Below are 21,481 nucleotides of genomic sequence, written 5' to 3'. Positions count from 1 at the left end.
CGCTCACAGTGCCCGGCGCCGGACGAGCACCGCGAGCACCAGCAGCCCGGGAAGGAGCGGCAGCCACACCGTGAGCAGCCGGTAGCCGAGCACGGCGGAGGCGGCCGCCGCAGCCGGGGCGCCGACGGCGGTGAGGGCGAGGGCGAGCGCGGCGTCGAGGGAGCCGAACCCGCCGGGTGTGGGCAGCAGGGCGGCCGCGGTGCCGGCGGCGAGGTAGAGCAGCGCCACCAGGGCGGGCGGGAGGGGCAGGGCGACCGCGCGGGTGACGGCGACGAGCGCGGCGCAGTGCAGCGTCACGAAGGCCAGTGAGCCGCCCCAGAGGGCCGCCGCCCTCGCCGGCCGCGCGTGCACGGCCGCGAGGTACGCCCGCACCGCCGCCAGGCCCGGTCGGTGAGGTCCCGTCGTCCGCCAGAAGGGCGGGCCCGGTCGGCGGCGATGGGGGCACCCCCGCACGAGCCGGGCGAAACCGGTTCGCGCGTGAGGGAGCGTGCGATCGCAAGGCTCCGAAGCGCCCACATGGCGCGCGTCCATGCCGGGCGTCGCCCGGCGGGCGGGAATTCGACGACAGGGCCTGTGGGCCCGCCGGCACCGGCCCCAAAGCGTTCCAGTGAGCAGGGCGGCCGCGGCGACGGTCACGGCGCACACGGCGACGAGGTATCCCCCGCCGACGTGCGGGAGATGCAGCACTCCGGGGTGGGCCGCGACGAGTACGGCGATCAGGGTGCCGCGCACGCTCGCGCCGGCCGCGCCCTTGACCGCGACCGCGGTGGCCGCGGCGGCGAGCGGTATGCCGCAGCGCATCAGGAAGCGCAGGTTCACCGCGCCCGCGCCGAGGCCGGCGGGCAGTACATGGTTGGCGGCGGAGGCGCCGAACTGGGCCGCCACGAGCCGCCCCGGGGGGAGCCGGTGGGGCACCGCGCCCTGCTGGGCGAGCGCCGAGCACGGCCACGTCAGCAGGGTGGCCGCGGCGCCCACCAGCAGCCAGCCCTGGTCGGCGACGGTCAGCCGGACCACGCCGGTTTCGAGCACCGGCCAGTGGCGCCGGGCCAGCCAGACCACGGCCACGAGGACGGCGAGCGTGAAGGCGCTGTGCCAGTAGGCCCGTCTGCGCGGGCGCCCGTCGAGGACCTGCTCCGGCGTCACTCCGCTCCGCCTGCGCGCGGCGCCGGGGCGATGCGGACCTCCAGGCCGTCGAGGCGGTGCAGCTCCCAGTCGCGGGCGTACCGCGGCGGTGTGCCACCGGGGGCGGTGAGGGCGCCGACCGGGACGCTGCGGGCGGTCCGCAGGATCTCGGCGCTCGTGGTGTTGGCGTTGTGGCCGCGGGTCGCGCCGGACGAGCAGCCGGTGTAGTAGGCGACGGGGATGGCCTCGTGGCCGGTGAGCAGACAGGGCGGCCGTACGCCCAGGCGGTGCAGTTCGGCGGCCGAGCGGGCCCAGTCCTGGCGGTTGGCGGTGGTGCGGTCCACGGCGCGGTCCAGGACGGCGTACTGCACGGCCAGATGTCCGGCCAGCCCGAACGCGATCACGCCGGCGACGGCGGGGCGCCATCGGCCGTAGCGCGTTTTGACCAGGTGGCGCAGCGCGTCCGCGACCGGGACGGCGAGGAGTGCGTAGGCGGGCAGGAGGAAGCGGGGCGCCGCGTATCCGATCATGAACAGGTACGGGAAGGCGGCCGTCGCGGCGCAGAGCAGCGGAACCAGGGTCCGGGTGGTGCGGCCGGCGAGGATCGCGACCGCCAGACCGAGGGCGGCGAGCAGGGGCAGGACGAACCACCAGGCGTAGACGACCGGGTGGGGCATCTCGCCGTTGCAGGGCCGGCACAGGGTGCTGCCGACCAGGCTGCGCAGCTGGTCGTCGACGGCGAGGTTCCAGCCCAGGTCGCCCTGGATACGGGAGGCCTCGTTCAGCCGCTCCCGCAGACCGCCGTAGCCGACGATCGCCTCGATCACCCACTCGACACCCCCGGCCACGAGGCCCGCCGCGAGGGCGGCCCCGAGCCGCCAGTGCCGTACCGCCACCGCGAGGACGAGCAGTGGCAGCGCGACCCATACGGCGTCCGTGGGCCGCATCCACGCCATCAGCGCGGCGCCGGCGAGGACGCCCCACAGGGCCCGTCGGTCGAAGGGGTCCTCGCGGGCGCGCAGGAAGCAGCCGACGCAGATCAGGGCGCCGAACGCGACCCAGAGGTTGGGCATGGCCTGCGGGCCGTAGAAGAGGGTCATCCACAGGGTGGCGAACAGGGCGCCCGCACCGGCGAGGACACGGGCCGGGAACAGTCCGCGCCAGGCGCGCAGGGCCAGGTACAGGGCCAGTCCGGACAGGACCGCGAGATAGACACGCAGCAGTGTCGTGGACGACGACCAGGAGGCGACGGGCCACACCAGCAGGGAGACGCCACGCGCGCGTGGGGCGCTGAAGAAGGCGGCCGGAGCCTCGGTGCCGACCTGGCTGACGTACACCACCTCGTCCCAGCCGAGGCCGATCCAGGGCCGCACGAGGAGGAGTTGGGCGAGGGTGAAGGCGCCGGCCACCGCCGCGAGCAGGCCGTCGCCGCCGGCCCGTCGCGACCTGCCGGACACGAGCGCCTCGTCGCGCCGTCCCCTGCCGACGAGCACGGGCTTCGTGCCGTAGGTCATCGTCCGCCCCTCACCCCTACGCGTCGTAGGGCTTCTCAGCCCCACAACCCGGCGAGTGGGCGGCGGGGAACCGGGAAACACCGAAAACACGGACAAACTAACCCGCAAGGGATGAGGGTGCAGCGCGAAGTTCGGCCAAGAGCCTGACGTGAGCCGACCGTCTTCTCGCGCTGGGCACTGTTGACGCCCGCCCGCCGACCGGGTGACACACTCTGCTGTGTGACCCTGACCTTCGACGACCTCCTCACCCGGGCACGGTCCCTCTCCCGGGACGGCCGCCGCGCCGTCCTCGGGATCGCCGGCAGCCCCGGCGCGGGCAAGACGACGCTCGCCGAGCACCTCGTGCGGGAGCTGAACGGTGCCGGGGAGCCGTGGGTCGCGCATGTGCCCATGGACGGCTTCCACCTCGCCGACGTCGAGCTGGACCGGCTCGGCCGACGGGACCGCAAGGGCGCGCCGGACACCTTCGACGCGGCGGGGTACGCGGCCCTGCTGCGGCGCCTGCACGAAGAGACCGGCGACACCGTGCACGCGCCCGGCTTCGAGCGGGTGCTCGAGCAGCCGATCGCGGGCGCCATCGCGGTGGAGCCGACGGCCCGGCTGGTCGTGACCGAGGGCAACTACCTGCTGCTGGACACCGGCGCGTGGGCGCGGGTCGGGCCGCAGCTGGACGAGGTGTGGTTCTGCGAGCTCGACGAACCGGAGCGGCTCCGGCGGCTGATCGCCCGGCACGAGCAGTTCGGCAAGACCCACGACCAGGCGGTGACCTGGGTCCTGCGCTCCGACCAGCGCAACGCGCAACTGGTCGCCTCGACGCGGGACAAGGCCGATCTAGTGGTGCCGGGCGCGGCGCTGCCCGTCCCGCAGGAGCCGCCGGCCGCCCGTGCGGACGCATGACGGCAGGGGTGGACATCACGGTTCCGGCCGTGCACCCATACCTGCCCCGGCCGCCAACCCATGACTGCCCGGCCGGGCCCGCCGTCTACCCGGCCCGCAGGGTCAGCTCCGGCTCTCCCTGCGCACCGCCCGCTGGCTCGCCGATCACCGCGGTGAAGGCCTCGGTCCGGACCGTCAGGCCGGAACCGTCGTATGTGAACGTGGGCGCGAACGGCCCTGTCGGTCCGTAACGTACGGCGAAGACGTGCAGGTCCTCCGGGGCGCCGGGGGCCGGGTCGGCCTCCAGGGCCGTCGAGCTGACCAGGTGACGCCAGCCTTCGTCGGGGTTGCCGTAGCCGCGGGGGTCGGCCGCCAGGGCGAAGGCCGCCTCTTCCTGGGTCCGGTCGGCGCGGGCGTCGAAGTGGTCCGGGCCGTCTGACTCCGGGTGGGTGAGGCGGAGTTCACCTGCGGCCGTGATCTGGCCCTCCGCGGTCCTGCGCACCCGGTCGCCGTCGTCGGTGGCGTACGGCAGGCCGGCGAGCAGGTACGGCGTTCCGGGGAGCCGTTCCACCGCGACGGTGATCCACAGACTGGTGCCGTCGGTGACGTACAGGGACTGCACATGGCGCAGGACGTGGTCGCGGCCGACGACCGGCTTGGTGACCAGCTTGGCCGTGAGGCCGTCGGCGATCACGTCGCGCACGCGGACCTCGCCCATGGGGCGGCAGAACAGGAAGCCGTCCGTGACCGGGCCGAATCCGTGCTGCCGGTTCACCGCCGCCGGCAGGTAGTACGTCCCCGCCGCCTCGACCAGCGACGGCGTCATACGGCTGTCGAAGGCCACCGAGACCGTGCCCGCACGGAGTTGGTGACGGGCGGGGACCGGCGACGGGCTGCGGTGCCAGGGGGTGGTGTCCTGGATCTGCCAGACCAGCATCCAGGCGAAGTGACCGTCGATGCCGCCGTCCGCCTTGACCGCGTGCCGGCCCCACCGGGTGTCGCCCCGGTAGCGGCCCAGGTCGGAGCCGATCCGGGCGCTGAAGTAGCGCAGGCCGAGCACCGACTCGAAGCCGGAGTGCTGCTCGCTGTAGCGCGGCCCGCCGTTGTCGAAGCCGCCGTTCGTCAGACGGGCGTCGATGTAGCGGGCGAGCGCGTCGCCGTCCTCGGCGAAGATCTCCTCGCCGCTGATCCGGTGGGCCTGGGCGAGGAAGGACAGGGAGATCGGGCCGTAGTTGTTGTCGTACGCGCCGCCGTGCTCGGGGGGCAGCAGGGCGCCCCGGTCCGCAACTCGACGGGCCCGGATCTCGTCGAGGTACAGGGCGATCGCCCGCGCGCGCACCGACTCGCCCTGCTCCGGCGAGAGATGGCGGGCCAGCATCAACCCGCCGACGACACAGCCGATGGCCTGGTTGCCCGCCTCCTGCGGGTTGAAGAAGGTCGCCTCGGTCAGCCAGCGCCAGTAGCCCTGCGCCACCTGCAGGAGTTCGGCGCGCTGCTCGTCCTCGACGAGGCCGTCGGCCAGATCCAGCACGTCGACCGCCTGGAGCAGCGCCCACACCGTGCTCGGCCAGTCGCCGATGGGGTGGGCGCCTGCCTCAAGCACGTAACGGGCGTACGGCAGCCCTGTGCCGCGTGCCTTGAGGTTCGGGTAGCCGGGATTGTCCTCGGTGTACACCCGCTCGCGCAGATGGAAGGCGAGGCTGCGGCGCACCGCCTCCGGCAGTCGCGGGTCCTTTCCGCGCTGCCAGGCCAGGGCGAGCAGGGAGGTGATGCCGAGGGACGTGTCGCCGATGTCGTCGCCGCAGTCCGGGTGCTCCAGGTTGCCCTGCGGCGTGAGCCGGGTCAGGGCCTCCTCGGCGACACCGGCGAGGACGGCGTCGTACGCCTCCGGGGTGTCGGGGAGGTCGTGCAGGGCGCCGAGCTGGCGAGGGAGGTGCACGCGACGGGGCGGTAGGTGCACGGTGATCAGCCCTTCATGCCTGAGGTGGCCATGGTGCGGGTCGTCGGGGTCACACCGCAGGTCCGGGCCGGCGGGCGCGCAGTGCGACGGTCATAGTGTGCGGGCCATGTCCACCGATGTAGACGCGATTCCCGGTCATGGCATCGGTGCCGCCCACCACCGTGTAGTCCTGACCCGGGTCGTACCGCAGGACGTCGCTCCGGTCCGGCCCGGCAAGCGGTTCGCCGGCCTCGACGTCGGCCTCGATCCGGATCTCGTCGTCACCGGCCCGGTAGGTCATCGGCCCGGTCGTCAGGCACCAGCGCCCGTCGCCGATCGCTACGGCGCCCTCCGGCACGCCGCCCGGCCGGAAGGTCAGTTCGAGGGCCCAGGGCACCCGTGGTCCGCTGATGTCGATCCGCAGGTCGGCGCCGTCCTCCCGCAGGTCCACCTCGACGCGGGTGGTGTGGGAGACCTCGTCCCGGGGCCGGTCCGGGAAGGCCATCGCGGCCGAGAAGCGTCCCTCGTCCACCAGCCGGTAGACGCCGTCGTCCCGCCTCTGGTCCGTCGGGAGCGGCTGGTAGTAGGCGGCCGTGAGGGTCTCGGTGAGCCGGTACCGGTTGTCGGCGAGCTGTTGCATGCCGGCGGCGCGGAACGGGCCCATGTCGAAGAACCCCCGCGAGAGGCGGACCGCGTCGAGGACTGCGTCGCCGGCGAACAGGCGCAGGAAGGTGGGGTTGCAGGCGAGGCCCGAGCGGATGCGCCGGTGCTCGGGCACGTCGGAGCCGCCGTACAGCACCGTGTGCGCGGTGGCCGAGGCGCGTGCGGCGAGGCGTGCGGTGGTGAGGTACCGGTCGCGCGGGAGTGTCTCCGCGGCCGGGGCCGGCAGGGCGCGGCACAGGTCCGGGGTGAGGAGGGTCTGGGCGAGCAAGTCGGGGTCGTCGATGCCGCCGACGGCCGCCAGCCGTGCCGCCCGGGCGAAGTCACCCCGGCCGGTGCGGATCGCGAGCAGCCGGTAGTGCGGCAGGTAGGGCGCCAGCGGGAACGGGCGGTTCTGGTCCTGCCGTCGCGAGTGGACGGTCTCCAGCGTGCCGTCCGGCCTGATGAGGTCCAGGGTCGTGGCGAGGTTGCGTTCGACGGCGTCCAGCAGGTCGGCGCGGCCGAGCACGTCGGCCAGCAGCAGCAGCGAAGGGTTGGACACGTGGGCCGCGTAGTTGGCGCTCCGTTCCGAGTACAGGCCCTCCGCGTCGATGTCGACGCCCTCGGAGAGCCACTCCTCGATGCGGTCGAGCAGCCGGTCGTCCGGGAACGACCGGTGCAGCCGGGCCAGCGCCGCGCACAGCTCCCAGCGGTGGTTCGGGGTGTGCACCCCCCCGGTCAGGAGACTGCCGGTGGCGGCGTGGGCGATCTCGGCGAGCGCGGCCGTGATCTCGCGCAGTTCGGGCCCCGCGCCGACGGCGAGGACGTGCGCGTCGCACACGTCGTTGACGGTGAACGCGGAGTCCGGCGGTGACTGCACGTTGTCGCCGCCGGCGAAGAGGCCGGTGGGTGTCTGCGCGGCCCGCAGGGCGGCGAGGTGGGTCATCGCAGCGGCGATGACCTGCCTGCTGCCGTGCAGTGCCGAGTCCGTGGAACGGTAGGCCGCGACCAGGGTCTTCACACGGCGCGCCAGACCACGGTGCGGCACATCGGCGGGTTCCTCGTCGGGGTCGGCCGCCAGCGGGGCGGCCAGCCGGTCGGCGGCGCGGGCCGCCGCGCGGACGAACTCGTGGTCGAGCGGGGTGGGCAAGGTCAGTCCTTCAGTCCGGCATTGATGTCGGCGTTCATGACGTAACGCTGGAACACCAGGAAGACGACGATCAGCGGAATCATGGAGATGACCGAACCCCCGAGCACCACCGACCAGTTGATGTTCTGCGCCCCGACGAGGCTCTGGATACCGATCTGCACGGTGAACTTCTCGGGGTCGTTGAGCATCAGCAGCGGCCAGATGTAGTCGTTCCACCGCCACTGGAACGACAGGATGGCGAGCGTCAGCATGATGGGCCGGGAGATCGGCACCATGATCCTCAGGAAGATCGACAGCTCACGCGCGCCGTCGATGCGGGCGGCCTCGATGAGCTCGTCGGGGACCGTCAGGAAGAACTGGCGGAACATGAAGCACCCGGTCGCGGTGAGCACGGCCGGGAGGATGATGCCGGCGAGCGAGTTGTAGAGGCCGAGGTCGCGGACCACCAGGAACTGCGGGGCGAGCATGACCTCGGACGGCAGCATCGTGGTGGCCAGGATGCCGACGAAGAAGACCTTGAGCCACTTGTTGTCGTACTTCGCCAGCGCGTACCCCGTGCAGCAGCTGACCCCCACCGTGAGGATCGTCGCGATCACACACACGATGGTCGTGTTGATGAAGTACTGGGAGAAGTTGGCGCTGTCCCACGCCGCCTTGTAACCCGACACGGTGGGGTTGTGCGGAAACATCGTCAGCGGAAGGGAGAACAGGTCTCCCGCCGGTTTGAAGGAGCTGAGGACGAACCACAGCACCGGAATCCCGTAGAGCGCCGCCAGGACCCACAGCAGGGTCGTCGCGGGCACCGCGCGCCGAAGCCCACCGCTGGCCGCGCCGCTGAGCCGCTTCTTGGGAACAGCCCGTCCGGGCCCGGAGTCGACCTTGCGCGGCATGTCTGTGGTTGTCATCGGTTCTCCACCCGCCGGTTGACCATCAGCTGGACGATCGCGACGGCCATCAGGATGAGCATGAGCACGAACGACGCGGCGCTCGCGTAGCCGATCTGGCCCGATTTGAAGCCGGTTTGGTAGATGTACTGGACGAGCAGGTTGTTCGACGTTCCGGGTCCGCCGTTGTTGAGGGAGGCGAACAGCGGATATTCCTTCATCCCGTGGATCGTGTTGAGCAGGATGACGATGAAGGAAGTCGGCGCGATGCTCGGCAGGGTGATGCTGATGAACTGGCGCCACGGACCGGCGCCGTCGAGCGCGGCCGCCTCGTAGTACGACGTCGGTACGTTCTTGATCGCCGCGATGAACAGCAGCATGGAGAAGCCCGTCCAGGCCCAGGATGCCGCCACCACGACCACCAGCAGCGACAGGTCCGCGTTCGACTGCCACGGCACGGCGCTTCCGCCGACCTTCTCGATGAGGTAGTTGACCAGTCCGAAGTTCTCACCGAACAGCCACCGCCACAGGACACCCACGACGATGGGCGACAGAAGCCACGGGATGAAGAAGAAGACGCGGGCGACCGACGCGCCCTTGGCGTGCTTGCTCACCAGCACGTTGGCGATGAGCAGCGACAACACGAAGTTCAGCGGAACGAAGAGCACGGTGTACAGCAGCGTCCGGGTCAGCGCGCCGTAGAAGGTGGAGTCCCCGAACAGGTTGCTGTAGTTGTCCAGCCCGACGAACTGGAACGCCCCTACGCCCGTGTAGTTCGTGAAGGAGTAGACGAGCCCGATCACCGCCGGCCAGAGGAAGAACAGCGCGAAGAGCACGACATTGGCCGCGATGAGGACGAGCGGCGCGACGGTGTACTTACTGCGTCTCCTGGGCGGGCTCGCGGACACGTCCGAGGCGCGTTTTGTCATCTTCCTGACTCCGTGCTGGTGGAATGGGTTCCTGTGGGCTCAGGCCATGAGCCCGGCATCACGTGGGGTCCCAAGGCCCGGGCGGCGGTGTCTCGACCCCGCCGCCCGGGCCTTGGGCCTACGATCAGCCGCCGACCTGCTGGTTGTAGCCGTCCACGATGTTCTGCAGGGCCTTGTCGGCCGACTGCTGGCCGTTGATCGCCTTGCCGAGCTCCGTCTTGGTCGGGTCCTCGGTGAGGCTCTTGCCCTTCAGCACCCAGTTCGTCTGCGCGGTGTTGAAGTAGCCGGAGATCGGGGCGTAGAGCGGGATCGACTCGTTGTACAGCTTGAACGCCGCCTGCGCCGCCTCGGACTTGAAGGGGTACTTCGGGTTCAGACCGCTCTCGACCGGCAGGAACCCGGACGCCTCGCACAGCGCCTGGTAGTGGGCCGGCTCGTACAGCCAGGACAGGAACTTCTTCGCGGCGGTGGCCGCGTCGGCGTTGTTGTTGAAGCCCACCGTCATGCCGCCGCTGTTGACGTCGCTGGCCTGCACCGGCTGGGCAGGAGTCGGGACGCTCGCCCACTCGAACTTCTTGATGCTCTCCGCGAAGGCGGGAACCTGCCACACGCCGGACCAGTAGGCGACGACGTCACCGCTCTGGAACATGGCCGACGGGTCGGCGCCGCTGGTCCACACCGACTTCGGCATGGTCTTGTCGTCGTTCCATCCGACGAAGGTGTTCACGGCCTTCTTGGTCGCCGCGTCCACCGAGAACTTGCCGGAGTCGTCCGCGTGGACGTACTTCCCGCCCATCTCGTACACCATGGCGCGCAGCCGGGACGGCGACTGGTCGAACGTCAGGGAGTACTTGGCGCCGGTCTTCTCCCGGACCTCGTTCGCCGCCTTGATGAACTCGGTCCAGGTCCAGGTCTTCTGGGGCGAGGTCGGGTAGGAGACGCCGGCCTTCTCGAAGAGCGACTTGTTGATGAACATGCCGGACGCGGTGACGTCCGAGGGGATGGACAGCACCTTCCCGGAAGAGTCCTTGGCCACGAAGTTGCCGTTGATCTTGTTGCTCTTGTTGTTGGCGATGTCCTTGAGGTCGATCAGCTTGTTCGACCAGATCGGGTCCAGCTTCGGCACTGCCGCCACGTCGGGCAGGGAGTTCGCCTGCGCGGCGTTGCGCAGCTTCGCGTCGTAGCCGTCGTAGGGGATGTTGACGAGCTTGACCTTGACGCCGGTTTCCTTCTCGTACTGCGCCACCATCTTCTTCCAGCCCGCGTCCTGCCCCGGAACCGTGGAGATCCAGAACGTCAGCGACTTGGAGGTCCCGCCCGAGTCGGATCCCCCGCCGCAGGCGGAGAGCAGAAGGGCACCTGCCGTGGCCACGGCAGCGAGGGGAACCACGCGGCGTATGCCGCCGCGGCCGAGTCGGCGGGAGCGCCGCACACCCACAGTGGTCATCTTCGATCCCTTTTCGTCGTAGGGGACGGAGCACGGCGCCGATCGAGGCGGCACTGGTGCATTTTGCAGAAAATTTCGCATTCCGGGGGCGCGGCCTCGCCCGGCCGCGTCGCCCTGACGGGTGGGGTCCCCGGCCATGAGGGCCGTCGTCGCACAAGCACGCCCTCGTGCGGCTGCCGTACTTCGCGTACGAGCGGGAGGCTCACCCGGAGTCGGCGTCCCGGCCGACTCAGAAAGCGCTTGTCCGGACATTGGCAGATCGAGTCGGAAGCCGTCAATCCTTCGCCCCCGCGGCCTCGGTCACGGTTTGGACTCCTCGGGATACCGCGAGCCGGGCGGCGCCCACGACGGTGCCGAGCTCGCCGACCGTGCTGCTGACGACTTCGGTGGGCCAGCTCAGCCGGGCCAGCTCGGCCCGCACACCGGGCAGGATCTGCGGGTCCGCGCCGGTGCTGCCGCCGAGGACGATCAGCCCCGGGTCCAGTACGGCGGTCACGGCGGCGGCGAGACGGCCGACGTCGGTGGCATGGCGGCCGATCACGGCGCGGGCCGCCGCCCGGCCCTCCCCGGCCAGGGCGAAGAGCTGCTCGGCGGTGCGGGGGCAGGGCCCGTCCTCGTCCGGCCAGGCCTCGGCCGCCCGCCGCAGGAGCGAGCGGGCGCCGATGTACTCCTCCAGGGCCTCGTGGCGCGGCTCGCGGCCGTCGTCCCAGGGGTAGGGCAGCCGGGCCAGCTCACCGGCGGCGCCGTTGGCTCCGCGCAGCACCTGACCGCCGATCACGATGCCGAGGCCGATACCGACGCCGATCCGCAGGTAGCCGAAGGTGCGCCGGCCGCGCGCGGCGCCCTCGTGCAGTTCGGCGAGCGCGGCGCAGTTGACGTTGTTCTCGAGGTGGACGGGAACGCCCGGCGGCAGGGCGACGGCCATGGCGTCGAAGACGGGGCCGGCTTTGGCCGTGGCGGGGCGCATGCGGGCGCCCTCCTTCTCGCGTGCGGTGACGTCGCCGACGGCTACGACGACGGTGCGCAGCGGGGCGCCGGCGGGCAGCGCGACGAGCGCCTCGCGCACCACGTCGGCGGCCTCCTCCCGGGTCCCGGTGGCCTGGGCGAGAAGGGTGCCGTCCAGGGCGCAGCCACGCACCCGGGTCAAGGCGGGACCGAGGTCCACGGCGAGCACCGCCCCGGCGGCGGGCCCGAGACCGTAGACGGCGGCGGTACGGCCCGTGCCGCCGGAGGCGGTGCCGGAGTGGGCAGCCAGCCGGGCGCTCTCCAACTCCGCGACGGCGGCGGACACGGTGGGCTTGGACAGGCCCGCCAGGCTCGCGAGCTGCGGCCGGGTCGCGCTGCCGGCCGCGGCCAGCACGGCGAACACCGCACGCGCGCTCTCGCTCAGGTCCATGCTCTCCCCAGGTGGTGCTGCGGCGGCCGGGCGCCGCCGAGGAAGTCCGGCGACGCTCCCGCGCCGCCCGGCACGCAGTCTCGCCGCACCGGCCGAGGCCCCAGTGGCTCTCCCCTGGTCTCACCTTCGTTCGACCGGGGCACCCCCACCGAGAACCTTCGTCCGCACGCCGAGAGCACGCACCGAACGACACGGGACGCCCCCGTCCTTCCCCGGCGCCAACAAGGCCGCCAAGGTCGTTCGGCATCGGGTTTCCGCGCCTCTTGACGCGCACCCTACTTCGTTAGTTAACTTCCTAACGAAGTGCACGGTACTCGCCTGCCGTGTTCCGCACGAGGCCCGTCCCGGGGCTTCCCGATACCTCTACGCCCGTTCCCTGAACGAAGTCCGCGACTGTTCCGGCAACGCCCCGAAGGGGCGCTGGGCTGCGCTCAATATGCGGCTCTGCCGCGCGAGCGCGACCACCCGATGGGGCCGCGCACAAATGACGCCACAGCGCGGCACGTCCAGCGGAGCGCTTGGCACGGTTCGCCCGCCGTCATCGCGCTGCGCAACGACGAAAGAGGACCCGTGCAGGAAACGACGCCACTCGTGGTCGGTATCGACGTGGGCGGCACCAAGACACATCTCCGCGCCCGCGCCGGGGACGCGCTGATCGCCGATCACGTCCGGGCGAGCAGTGGCTGGCGGCCGCACGACCCCGTGGCCGCCGCCGGCTGGCTGGCCGCGCTGGTCGCCGACGCCCTGCCCACGGGTGCCCGCCCGTCCGCGCTGGCCCTGGGTGGGCACGCCTGTGAGACGCCTCGCCAGTGCGCCCAGATCCGTACCGCGCTGCAACTCCACTTCGACGCGCCCGCACTGGTCGTCGGCGACGCCGAACTCCTCGTCCCCGCCGCCGGATTGGACAAGGGCGTCGGTCTGGTCGCCGGCACCGGTTCTGTCGCCGTCGGCCGGCTGGCCGACGGCAGCCCGGTGCAGATCGGCGGCTGGGGCGCGGTGCTCGGCGACGAGGGCGGCTCGGCCGGTCTCGTCCGCGAGGCCGCACGGGCCGTGTGGGCGGCACACGACTGCGGAGCAGAGCCGGACGCCCTGGCGCTCGGTCTCCTCGACGCGTTCGGGGTCGCCGAAGTGCCCGCGCTCGGCGCGGCGCTGGAGGGCGCCACCGACGTCTCCGCGGAGTGGGGCCGGCATGCGCCGGTCGTGTTCGCGGCCGCGGAGGCCGGTTCGGCGCTCGCCCGTGCGGTCATCGCCGAGGGCGGCCGTTCACTGGCGGCACTCGTCGCGCGGCTCGCCGCGCGCGGGGTCACCGTGGACGACGTCGTGGTGGCCGGCAGCACCGTTCTCGCCCAGCCCGTCCTATACGAGGCCTTCGCCTCCGCTCTCGCCGAGAGTGTGCCGGGGGCCCGGCCACGGCCGCTCCGACTGCCGCCGGTGGAGGGGGCGGTGGCGCTCGCCCGTTCACTTCTGTGACACCTGCCGGACGCCGGGACATCCCGAGTCCGACACAACTCGCCCGTAGATCTTCGCTCGTACGACTCGATCCCCTGCGCTTCTGCTCCACGTGCGCCTTTGCTTCGTGTGCGCCGTGTGCGTCATGCACACCAGACGGTCGAGTCGATCATTTCGATCTCCTCGCGGCCGTACGGCCGAAGAGCTCAAGAGAGGGACTCATGCCGTCAACCGCCGGCCGTCACGCCACCTCCGCCATGAACAGAAGGCGCTTTCTGATCACGTCCGTCGGCAGTGGGGCGGCCCTGGTGGCCGTCCCCGCCGTCGCCGGCTGGCTTCCTTCCGCGGACGCCAAGGCCGCTGTGAACGCCGCCGCGTTCGTCGACGACTACAAGACGAACGTCGTCGCTAACCAGACGCCCGAGACCAATGCGGTGGTCCGCATCCTCGGCGGCTTCGCGAAGGTGTGGAAGACCGGCGGCGCCTGGAACACCGGCACGCCGCTGACGCCCGAGGTGCTGCGCGCCAACATGCGCTACTGCGCCCGGATCACCGCCGCGCGCACGGACGCCCAGGCGAAGGAATCGTTCATCGTCGACCGCCAGCACCAGAGTTACTCGGTGATCGCCGGACTCGGTCCGCTCGCCGACTTGTACAAGTCGGGGGCCAAGGCGGTCACTTCGATCACCAGCGCGCCGGACGGTACCCCTGCCGGGAAGATCAGCGACGCCCTGCCCGCGGACGCCCCGGCAGGATCGGCGATCGGCGCGGGCTCGTACGACTCGGAGCTCGGCAAGGTGGCCAGGCTGGTCGACACCGTGCGCGGCCCCTTCGCCTCCGGCAACCCGGCCAAGTTCGCCTTCCAGTACCCGCGTCCGTGGCGCATGAACGAGGACAGCGAGGTCGTCGACACCGGCAAGAAAGACGCGCTCGGCTTCCCCGTCTACGAGTCGGAGGTGGTGGTCGCCCCGCAGCTGCTGCGCCAGCGCGGCGAGAACGCGGCCGAGGACGGCGGCTTCCCGAGCGGGCACACCAATGCCCTGCACCTGGCGGCCCTGGCGTACGCCTACGCCGTTCCGGAGCGTTTCCAGGAGCTGGTGACCCGCGCCTTCGAGCTCAGCCACACCCGCATCGTGGCGGGCATGCACTCCACGGTCGACGTCATCGGCGGCCGCATCATGGCCACGGCCCTGGCCGCCGCCGCCCTCGTCGACCCGGCCAACGCCGAGCTCAAGGCCGCGGCTCGCGCGCAGGCCCTGGCGTACTTCACGCAGCGGACCGGCACGACGGCCGACACCCTGTACGCGTACGCCCACTCGGCCGGCACCGACGGCGACCCGTACACCGACCGGGACGCCAACGCCCGCACGGTCAAGCCCAAGCTGACCTACGTACTGACCCGCACCGGCCGCGACGAGCCGCTCACCGTGCCGAAGGGCGCCGAGGCGCTGCTGGAGACGCGCCAGCCGTATCTGACCGCGGACCAGCGCCGCGAGGTGCTGCGGACGACCGCGCTGCCCGCCGGGTACGTCCTGCTGGACGGCTTCGAGCAGTGGGGGCGCCTCAACCTGTTCGCCGCGGCGGACGGTTACGGCGCCTTCGACTCCGACGTGACCGTCACGCTGGACGCGGCGACGGGGGCTTCGGCGCGGCCGACACCTGGCGCAACGACATCCGCGGCGAGGGCGGTCTGACCAAGCGCGGCACCGGCACGCTCATGCTGACGGGGCACAACCGCTACCACGGCGGCACGGTGGTCGAGGGCGGCGTGCTGGTCGCCGGGTCGGCGGGCGCGCTCGGTCAGGGCGATGTACGGGTCGTGGGCGGCACGCTCCGCGCCGACAAGGTCCTGCGGGTGCGCGGTTCTTACGTCCAGGAGGGCGAGACGAGCCTGGAGCTGCTACTGCGCAAGAACCACGGTCCGGCGCTGGAAGTGTCCCGCCGGGTCGTGCTGGGCCGGGGCAGCGTGCTGTCGCTGCGCCTCGACGACGAGCGCCCGCCGGTCGCGGGGACCACGGTTCCCGTCATCGAGGCGTCGCGGCTGCGCGGCCAGTTCGACCGGGTGGAGCTGAACTCCGACGCGCTGCTGGCCGTACCCGTCTACACGACGGAAGGTCTGTCGGTACGACTCCTCAAGCGGTGACGGCGTCCCCGGCGGGTGCTGGCAGAGTAGGCCCATGGGCCGGCTCTGCCCCAGCACCCGCCGCCGTGGGGTCGACGGCGCCGCGGAGCGGATGATGGCGCTCGAACAGCACTCGGCCCCGGCCCCTCAGGCGTTCCCTCATGAGCCTGAGGCCTCCGGCACGTCCGACACGCCCAGCACGCCCGGCACGCCGGGCACACGCGGCACGTCCGGCAGTCGGCCCTGGCCGCGGTCCGCCCGCCGCCTGCTCGTGCCGCTCCTCGTGGCCGTGCTGCTCGGCCAGATGGCTGTCGCGATGGTGACGACGGCCGTGCAGCAGACGCCGACGATCGACGAACCCGTGTACGTGGGCACGGCGGCCGAGTATCTGCACGAGCGCCGGCTGCGTCACAACCCGGAGCATCCGCCGCTGGGAAAGCTGGTCATCGGCGTCGGAGTGGCGCTGGCCGACCCGCACGTCGATCCCTCCTTCAGCGGCGATCAGGGCCAGTTGGGTCGGCATCTGCTGTACGAATCCGGGAACGACCCGTGGCGGCTGATGCTGTTCGCCCGACTGCCCGTGATCGTTTTGACGCTTCTGTTCGGACTGATCGTTTTCGCCTTCACCCGTGAACTGGCCGGTGCGGCGGGCGGTTTGGCGGCGCTCGGCCTGTACGCCTTCTCCCCCGACGTCATCGCGCACGGCTCGCTGGCCACGCTGGATGTACCGGCGGCCGGGTTCGTGCTGACGTCGGTCTGGCTGCTGTGGCGGGCCCGCCGCCGGCCGCGGTGGTACGTGCCGCTCGCCGGGGTGGCGCTCGGTGCGGCCCTGGCGACGAAGATGAGCACGCTGGCGGCCGTCCCGGTACTGATGGCGCTCGCGGGCCTGTCGGTGTGGTGCGGGAGGTCGTCCGGCGAACCCCGGCGCGGGGCGCTCGTGCGCGCGGCTGCGGGCGCCGGTGTCGTGGCGCTGGCCGCGATCGCGGTCGTATGGCTGTCGTATCTGGTGGTCGATCCGCGGCTGCGCTGGGCGCCGGAGCAGTCGGTGCCCGTCGTGCACGGGCTGCGGGGACTGGCCGTGGATCTGCTGCCGTTCCCGGAGGCGTACCGGGACGGGATGCGGATCCAGTTCGGCTTCGAGAACTACCCGTGGCAGGGCTTTCTGTTCGGCCGTCTTTACACCGGGTCGCTCTGGTACTACCTGCCGGCCGCGCTGCTGGTGAAGACGCCGCTCGGCATGCTCGCCCTGTGGGTGGCGGGTGTCGTTTCGCTGCTCGCCGTACGGCGGCTGCTGCCGGTGGCGCCTTATCTGCTGGTGCCCACGGGCTTGCTGCTGGCCGCGGCCATGCTCGGGTCGCGGGACTTCGGCACGCGGTACGCCGTCTTCGTGCCGATGTTCCTGGCGGTGGCGGCGGGGTGTGCGGTCGCTCTGCGATGGCGGTGGGCGCCGGTCGCGGTGGGGGTGCTGACGCTGTTCGTCGCGGTCAGTTCGCTGCGGACGTACCCCTACTACCTGCCGTACTCCAACGAGGCGTTCGGCGGTCCGGAGAAGACACATCTGCGGTTGCACGACTCCAACGTGGACTGGGGTCAGGACCTCGGACGGCTGGCCGACCGGCTGCGCGAGCGGTACCGGGGCGAGCGGGTCTGGCTCGTGTACAAGGGCAGCGGGGTGCCGTCCGCTTACGGCATCCGGGCCGCCGATCCGCGCAAGGTGCCCGTCCGCGAGGTGCGCGGGCTGCTGGTCATGTCGGACTCCTCGGTGGCCAAGGCGACCGGACGATTGGCCGAGTTGATCGAGACCAGTCGTTCGATCGATACGGTCGGCCATTCGATCACGATCTATCGCCGTTGAGCGTTGCCGCTCGGAGCAGCCTCGGTGGCCACAGTGTGTGAGCTATGTTGAAGCACTGTGGGAGACAAAGGAGGCGCACCGGTGTCATCGCCCCAGCAGGCACGTGCGCAGGCATCCGCGATCACCTCGGGAAAGACGGCCCCGGAGGCCGAGGCATCCCCGACTTCCCAGCTCAGGGCGCTCTTCGACCAGCCGAGGCTGTCGCCGGGGCAGCGGCGCATCGCCCAGTACCTGATCGAGCACATCACCGAGGCCGCGTTCCTTTCGATCACCGATCTGGCGGAGCGGGTCGGCGTGAGCCAGCCGTCGGTGACGCGTTTCGCCGCGGCGGTCGGCTTCAGCGGTTACCCCGCGCTACGGGAGAAGCTCCAGTCGATCGCCCTGGGCACCCTCGCCGGGGGCCCGGCGGCGGCCGAGGAGAACGGCGCCAACGAACTGCAGGCCGCGGTGGACGCCGAGATCGAGAACCTGGAGAACCTGCGGCGCGACTTCGCCGACCCCGATCAGGTGATCGACATCGGCCGCAAACTCTCCCAGTCGACCCCGCTGACCATCCTCGGGCTGCGCATCTCGGCGTCCCTCGCCGAGTACTTCGCCTACGCGGCTCGCCGTATCCACCCGGACGTGCGGCTGGTGACCCGGGGCGGCAGCGTCGCCTACGACGCGCTGCTGCAGTCGCGCGAGGCCGGCGGCACCTGGGTGTTGGCGTTCTCCATGCCCCGGCACGCCCAGGAGACGCTCACGGCCGTACGGGTCGCGCGCAGCGCCGGGCTGCGGGTCGCCCTGGTCACCGACCTGGCGCTCGGGCCGGTGGCCGACACCGCCGACGTCGTCTTCGCCACCGGCACCGGCTCCCGGCTGGTCTTCGACTCCTACGCGGCGCCCGGCGTGATGGCCGCCGCGCTGCTGCAGGCCATGACCGACGCCGACCCGGAGCGGACGCAGGCGCGGCTGGAGGAGTACGAGCAGATCTCCGACCAGCACCAGTTCTTCCTCCGGGACTGATCCTCCGTACCGCCCGCCTCACGGGCTCAGTCCACCCCGTTCAAAACAGGCCACAGGGGAATCATTCAGATCAAATCACGCATGAATGTTTTCATGCTTCTTGCAAAGCGGACGGCATATATAAATACTTCACACCGCACCACCCGCCCGCGGAAAGGTAGCCGGTCCGTTCATGCGCACGTCACCCCATCCGCCGTGCGAACGCCGTCTGGTTTCCCGGGCCCCTTCGCGAACAGCCGTGGCCGCCGTCTCCTACCCGCGTCGGCGCTCGGGCTGTTCGGTCGGGCATCGCATGCGCGAGCGCCCGTGGCGGCGGCCCCGGTCATCCCCTAGGCCGGGGCCGCCCCGACCCCGTCGGACACCCCGAACGACGCCGCACACCCGGAAGCGATGACCATGCCCCTGACGACCACGCGCATCAGCCCGGACTGGCCGTGCCAGGTCAAGACCCCCGGTTCCTACGACTGGGAACGCTCCGCGGCCAAGTGGCTGCGGGAGCTGGTGCCGGCCCGCTACGGCAGTTACCCGGCGCTGATCCGCCACCCCGTGCTGCTCGCGCGCCACGCTCAGATCCAGGTCCAGAACGAGATCCGGGTCGCGCGCACCGCGTTGCAGACCGCGCGGGCCGACCTGCCGTCGCTCGGCATGCCCGAGTCGGTCATCGAGCACACCATCAAGCTGTACGCGGCGGAGGTCATGCAACTGCAGCACATCGCCCGCAGCGTGCGCGCGGTGTCCCAGGCGCTGGTCGACCACGGGCGCTGACCCGTCGCGCTTCAGTCGTCGCCAGGACGCCTCAGCCGTCGGCAGGACGCTCAGTCGGTGTCAGGACGCATCAGTCGTCGTCAGAGCCCTCGGCCGTCGCCGCGCAGCTGACCTGCGCCGACGGAGCATCGGTCGCCGAAGTGTAGGCGAGGAAGCCGAACTTGACGGTCGCACCGGGCTCAAGCCTGCCGTTCCACGACGCGTTGGCGATGGTGGCCCTGCCGTCCGCGGACCTGGTGAGGGTGCCGTCCCAGACCTGGGTGAGGCGGGCGCCGTCGGCCGGTACGACCGTCGCGGTCCAGCCCGAGGCGGCGGAGGCGGGCGCGTTGGTCACGGTCACCTCGCCCTGGTAGCCGCCCTGCCAGGAGGAGACGGTCCGGAAGGACGCGGTGCAGGCGGCAGGGCCACCCGGATCGCCGGAACCGGGGCCGTCCGAGGCAGTCGGATTGGGCTCGGCCGATGCGGACGAGGTCGCGGAGGGAGCCGGTGTCCGGGCCGCTGCGCCGTCACCGCGGCCGGGGAGCAGGAGAGCCCCGCCGAAGCCGATGACCGCGGCCGCCGTCACGGCGACCACCACGGCGGTGCGGCGAAATTTTGGGCCGGACACGGCCGCACCGGGGCGGGCGCCGCCGCGCGGCGGACTCTTCCCGTCCTCGGCGACGGGCGGCAGCTCCTGTGTCGCCTCCTCGGTGCCGGGCAGGGCTGCGGGCAGGGCCACGGTCTCGTAGCCGCCCTTGTTCTCCTCCCACTCCTTGAACAGTTCCGCCAGGGCGTCGGTGCGGCGTGGGCGCAGGACGCGGATCGGCTCCAGGGCCGGGCCTTCGTCGGGCTGCGCAGGATCGGGCCGTGTGGGCACACCGCTCTCCTTCCGTCCCGTCTGCACGGGCTTCGCCATTCCCCCGAGGAGTCATACGGGGCTACCGTCCAGCCGGTTCAGCGGAACGCCTGAGCATGCGAGCCGACCGACTTTGCCTCTCCCGTCAAACGATCGATACGCTCAACTCGGCATCTCCTCTTGAGCGTTTGAGCATTCCGCTGCTAGAAAGCGCCGTCATGACGACTCGTTGGTCTCGTCGCGGCTTTCTGACCGCAAGCACCGGCACCGCTGTCGCGCTCGGCCTGCCCGTCCGGGCGAGCGCCGTGTCTCCGTCCGCCGTACCGGCCGCGGAGGCGGACGAGTTCGCAAGCCTGCGGGCCAAGTGGCGCACGCTCGTCCTGGGCGAGGGGTTCAACCCCACCACGGAACCGTTCAGAAGCCGGCTCGCCGAACTGGGCAGCACTGCGAGCCAGTTGCGGTCCTCCATGACCCCGGCGGCCGGCTCCCTGTGGCCGGACCTGGTGTACGCCGACCCGGAGCCCGACACCGACCAGGAGTCGTACGGCTACTCCGGCAACATGAACGCCAGCTACAGCCGGCTCAATACGCTCGCACAGGCCTACTCCCAGCAGGGCACAGGTCTGACCGGCGACATCGGGCTCAAGGACGCGATCCTCACCGGGCTGGACCACCTCCACTCCGAGGTCTACAACGCGGGTCAGACCCGCTACGGCAACTGGTACAGCTGGCAGATCGGCGCACCGCAGGCGCTGCTCGACGTCTGTGTGCTGATGTACGACCACCTGCCGACGGAGCGAATCGCCGACTGCGTCGCCGCGGTGGACCACTTCCTGCCCGACTCGGCCGTGTCCAGTTACACCGGGAACAGTACCGGCGCCAACCGGGTCGACCTGTGCCGGGTGCTGGCCCTGCGCGGGATCGTGGGCGCGAACTCCGCCAAGGTCGCCCTGGCGCGCGACGCCCTCTCCCCCGTCTTCCCGTACGTCACCAGTGGCGACGGGCTCTACACAGACGGGTCGTTCATCCAGCACACCACCGTGCCGTACACGGGCTCGTACGGATCGGTCCTGCTCGGCGGGCTCGGGATGCTGTTCGCGCTGCTGGCCGGGTCGAGCTGGGAGGTCACCGACGCGAACCGGCAGATCGTGTTCGACGCGGTGGAGAAGGCGTGGGCGCCGTTCCTCTACAACGGCTGGTGATGGACGGTGTGTCGGGCCGGGCGATCAGCCGTGGTCTGTCCGCGTCCGACACGAAACAGATCCAGCAGGACGATCACCTGCGTGGCCATCCGATCCTCGCGTCGATCGTTCTGCTCGGACAGGGCGCGAGTGCGGCGGAGAACGCTCGCTGGCGCGGTCTGGTGAAGGGCTGGCTGCAACGGGACTACTACAGCCCGCCGATGAGCAATCCGACGATCGGGTGTGCCAGCCGCGCAGGTTCTCGCCGTTGCTGAAGCTCACCTTCGCAGACCTGAGCACCACCGGGGGCGTCACGCAGAAGATCACCGTCCGGCTGGGGTGAGCGCCCGGCCGGACGGTGCTGCGGCACATC

Annotated in this window: 14 protein-coding genes and 2 pseudogenes; 7 read left to right on the top strand and 9 right to left on the bottom strand. The window is 71.4% G+C overall.

Annotated elements, in window-relative coordinates:
- Positions 1 to 3: 3 nt before the first annotated feature.
- Both ACQEV2_RS40035 and ACQEV2_RS40030 read right to left on the bottom strand, forming a co-directional pair.
- Positions 4 to 1,143: a lysylphosphatidylglycerol synthase domain-containing protein gene (locus ACQEV2_RS40035; RefSeq protein ID WP_433053397.1), complete on the bottom strand. Its 1,140-nt coding sequence runs from the start codon at positions 1,141 to 1,143 to the stop codon at positions 4 to 6.
- A complete protein-coding gene (locus ACQEV2_RS40030; RefSeq protein ID WP_433053394.1) occupies positions 1,140 to 2,636 on the bottom strand; it encodes a hypothetical protein in 1,497 nt (498 codons plus the stop codon). Before ACQEV2_RS40030 ends, ACQEV2_RS40035 begins: the two co-directional genes overlap by 4 nt.
- 219 nt (positions 2,637 to 2,855) lie before the next feature.
- Between ACQEV2_RS40030 and ACQEV2_RS40025 the strand changes: the two genes are divergently transcribed.
- Positions 2,856 to 3,533: a nucleoside/nucleotide kinase family protein gene (locus ACQEV2_RS40025; protein WP_433053391.1), complete on the top strand. Its 678-nt coding sequence runs from the start codon at positions 2,856 to 2,858 to the stop codon at positions 3,531 to 3,533.
- Between the two features lie 85 nt (positions 3,534 to 3,618).
- On the opposite strand, the gene ACQEV2_RS40020 is transcribed toward ACQEV2_RS40025, so the two are convergent.
- The 6 genes from ACQEV2_RS40020 to ACQEV2_RS39995 form a co-directional block, all read right to left on the bottom strand.
- A complete protein-coding gene (locus ACQEV2_RS40020; RefSeq protein WP_433053388.1) occupies positions 3,619 to 5,451 on the bottom strand; it encodes a hypothetical protein in 1,833 nt (610 codons plus the stop codon).
- A gap of 70 nt (positions 5,452 to 5,521) precedes the next feature.
- Positions 5,522 to 7,240 carry a hypothetical protein gene (locus ACQEV2_RS40015; RefSeq protein ID WP_433053385.1) on the bottom strand — a complete coding sequence of 573 codons (1,719 nt, stop codon included), beginning with the start codon at positions 7,238 to 7,240 and terminating at the stop codon, positions 5,522 to 5,524.
- A gap of 2 nt (positions 7,241 to 7,242) precedes the next feature.
- On the bottom strand, positions 7,243 to 8,145 hold the full coding sequence (locus ACQEV2_RS40010) for a carbohydrate ABC transporter permease (protein ID WP_433053382.1): 903 nt from the start codon (positions 8,143 to 8,145) through the stop codon (positions 7,243 to 7,245).
- Positions 8,142 to 9,053, bottom strand: coding sequence for a carbohydrate ABC transporter permease (locus ACQEV2_RS40005; protein WP_433053379.1), 912 nt, complete (start codon positions 9,051 to 9,053; stop codon positions 8,142 to 8,144). Before ACQEV2_RS40005 ends, ACQEV2_RS40010 begins: the two co-directional genes overlap by 4 nt.
- A 124-nt stretch (positions 9,054 to 9,177) precedes the next feature.
- Positions 9,178 to 10,500 (bottom strand): extracellular solute-binding protein, encoded by a 1,323-nt coding sequence (locus ACQEV2_RS40000; RefSeq protein ID WP_433053376.1) that lies wholly within the window; start codon positions 10,498 to 10,500, stop codon positions 9,178 to 9,180.
- 274 nt (positions 10,501 to 10,774) lie between these two features.
- Positions 10,775 to 11,896, bottom strand: coding sequence for an ROK family transcriptional regulator (locus ACQEV2_RS39995; protein WP_433053374.1), 1,122 nt, complete (start codon positions 11,894 to 11,896; stop codon positions 10,775 to 10,777).
- 570 nt (positions 11,897 to 12,466) lie between these two features.
- Between ACQEV2_RS39995 and ACQEV2_RS39990 the strand changes: the two genes are divergently transcribed.
- From ACQEV2_RS39990 to ACQEV2_RS39970, 5 genes and pseudogenes are all read left to right on the top strand, one after another.
- Positions 12,467 to 13,366: an N-acetylglucosamine kinase gene (locus ACQEV2_RS39990; RefSeq protein WP_433053372.1), complete on the top strand. Its 900-nt coding sequence runs from the start codon at positions 12,467 to 12,469 to the stop codon at positions 13,364 to 13,366.
- A gap of 200 nt (positions 13,367 to 13,566) precedes the next feature.
- Positions 13,567 to 15,488: pseudogene (locus ACQEV2_RS39985) on the top strand (phosphatase PAP2 family protein).
- A 283-nt stretch (positions 15,489 to 15,771) separates the two neighbouring features.
- A complete protein-coding gene (locus ACQEV2_RS39980; protein ID WP_433055160.1) occupies positions 15,772 to 17,322 on the top strand; it encodes a phospholipid carrier-dependent glycosyltransferase in 1,551 nt (516 codons plus the stop codon).
- Positions 17,323 to 17,403: 81 nt separating this feature from the next.
- Positions 17,404 to 18,327, top strand: a complete 924-nt coding sequence (locus ACQEV2_RS39975; protein ID WP_433053369.1) for a MurR/RpiR family transcriptional regulator — start codon at positions 17,404 to 17,406, stop codon at positions 18,325 to 18,327.
- Positions 18,328 to 18,717: 390 nt separating this feature from the next.
- Complete coding sequence (locus ACQEV2_RS39970; protein ID WP_433053366.1) at positions 18,718 to 19,092, top strand: hypothetical protein; 375 nt, start codon at positions 18,718 to 18,720, stop codon at positions 19,090 to 19,092.
- Between the two features lie 70 nt (positions 19,093 to 19,162).
- Here ACQEV2_RS39970 and ACQEV2_RS39965 read toward each other — a convergent pair whose 3' ends face one another.
- On the bottom strand, positions 19,163 to 19,948 hold the full coding sequence (locus ACQEV2_RS39965) for a cellulose binding domain-containing protein (RefSeq protein WP_433053364.1): 786 nt from the start codon (positions 19,946 to 19,948) through the stop codon (positions 19,163 to 19,165).
- A 197-nt stretch (positions 19,949 to 20,145) separates the two neighbouring features.
- Here ACQEV2_RS39965 and ACQEV2_RS39960 point away from each other — a divergent pair.
- Positions 20,146 to 21,365: pseudogene (locus ACQEV2_RS39960) on the top strand (twin-arginine translocation signal domain-containing protein); the annotation flags it as partial.
- Positions 21,366 to 21,481: the final 116 nt, after the last annotated feature.

This window comes from Streptomyces sp. CA-251387, from assembly GCF_050936625.1.
Lineage (GTDB): Bacteria > Actinomycetota > Actinomycetes > Streptomycetales > Streptomycetaceae > Streptomyces.
The sequence above is the reverse complement of the archived record's forward strand: the minus strand, read 5'-3'. Positions and strand labels throughout refer to the sequence as shown.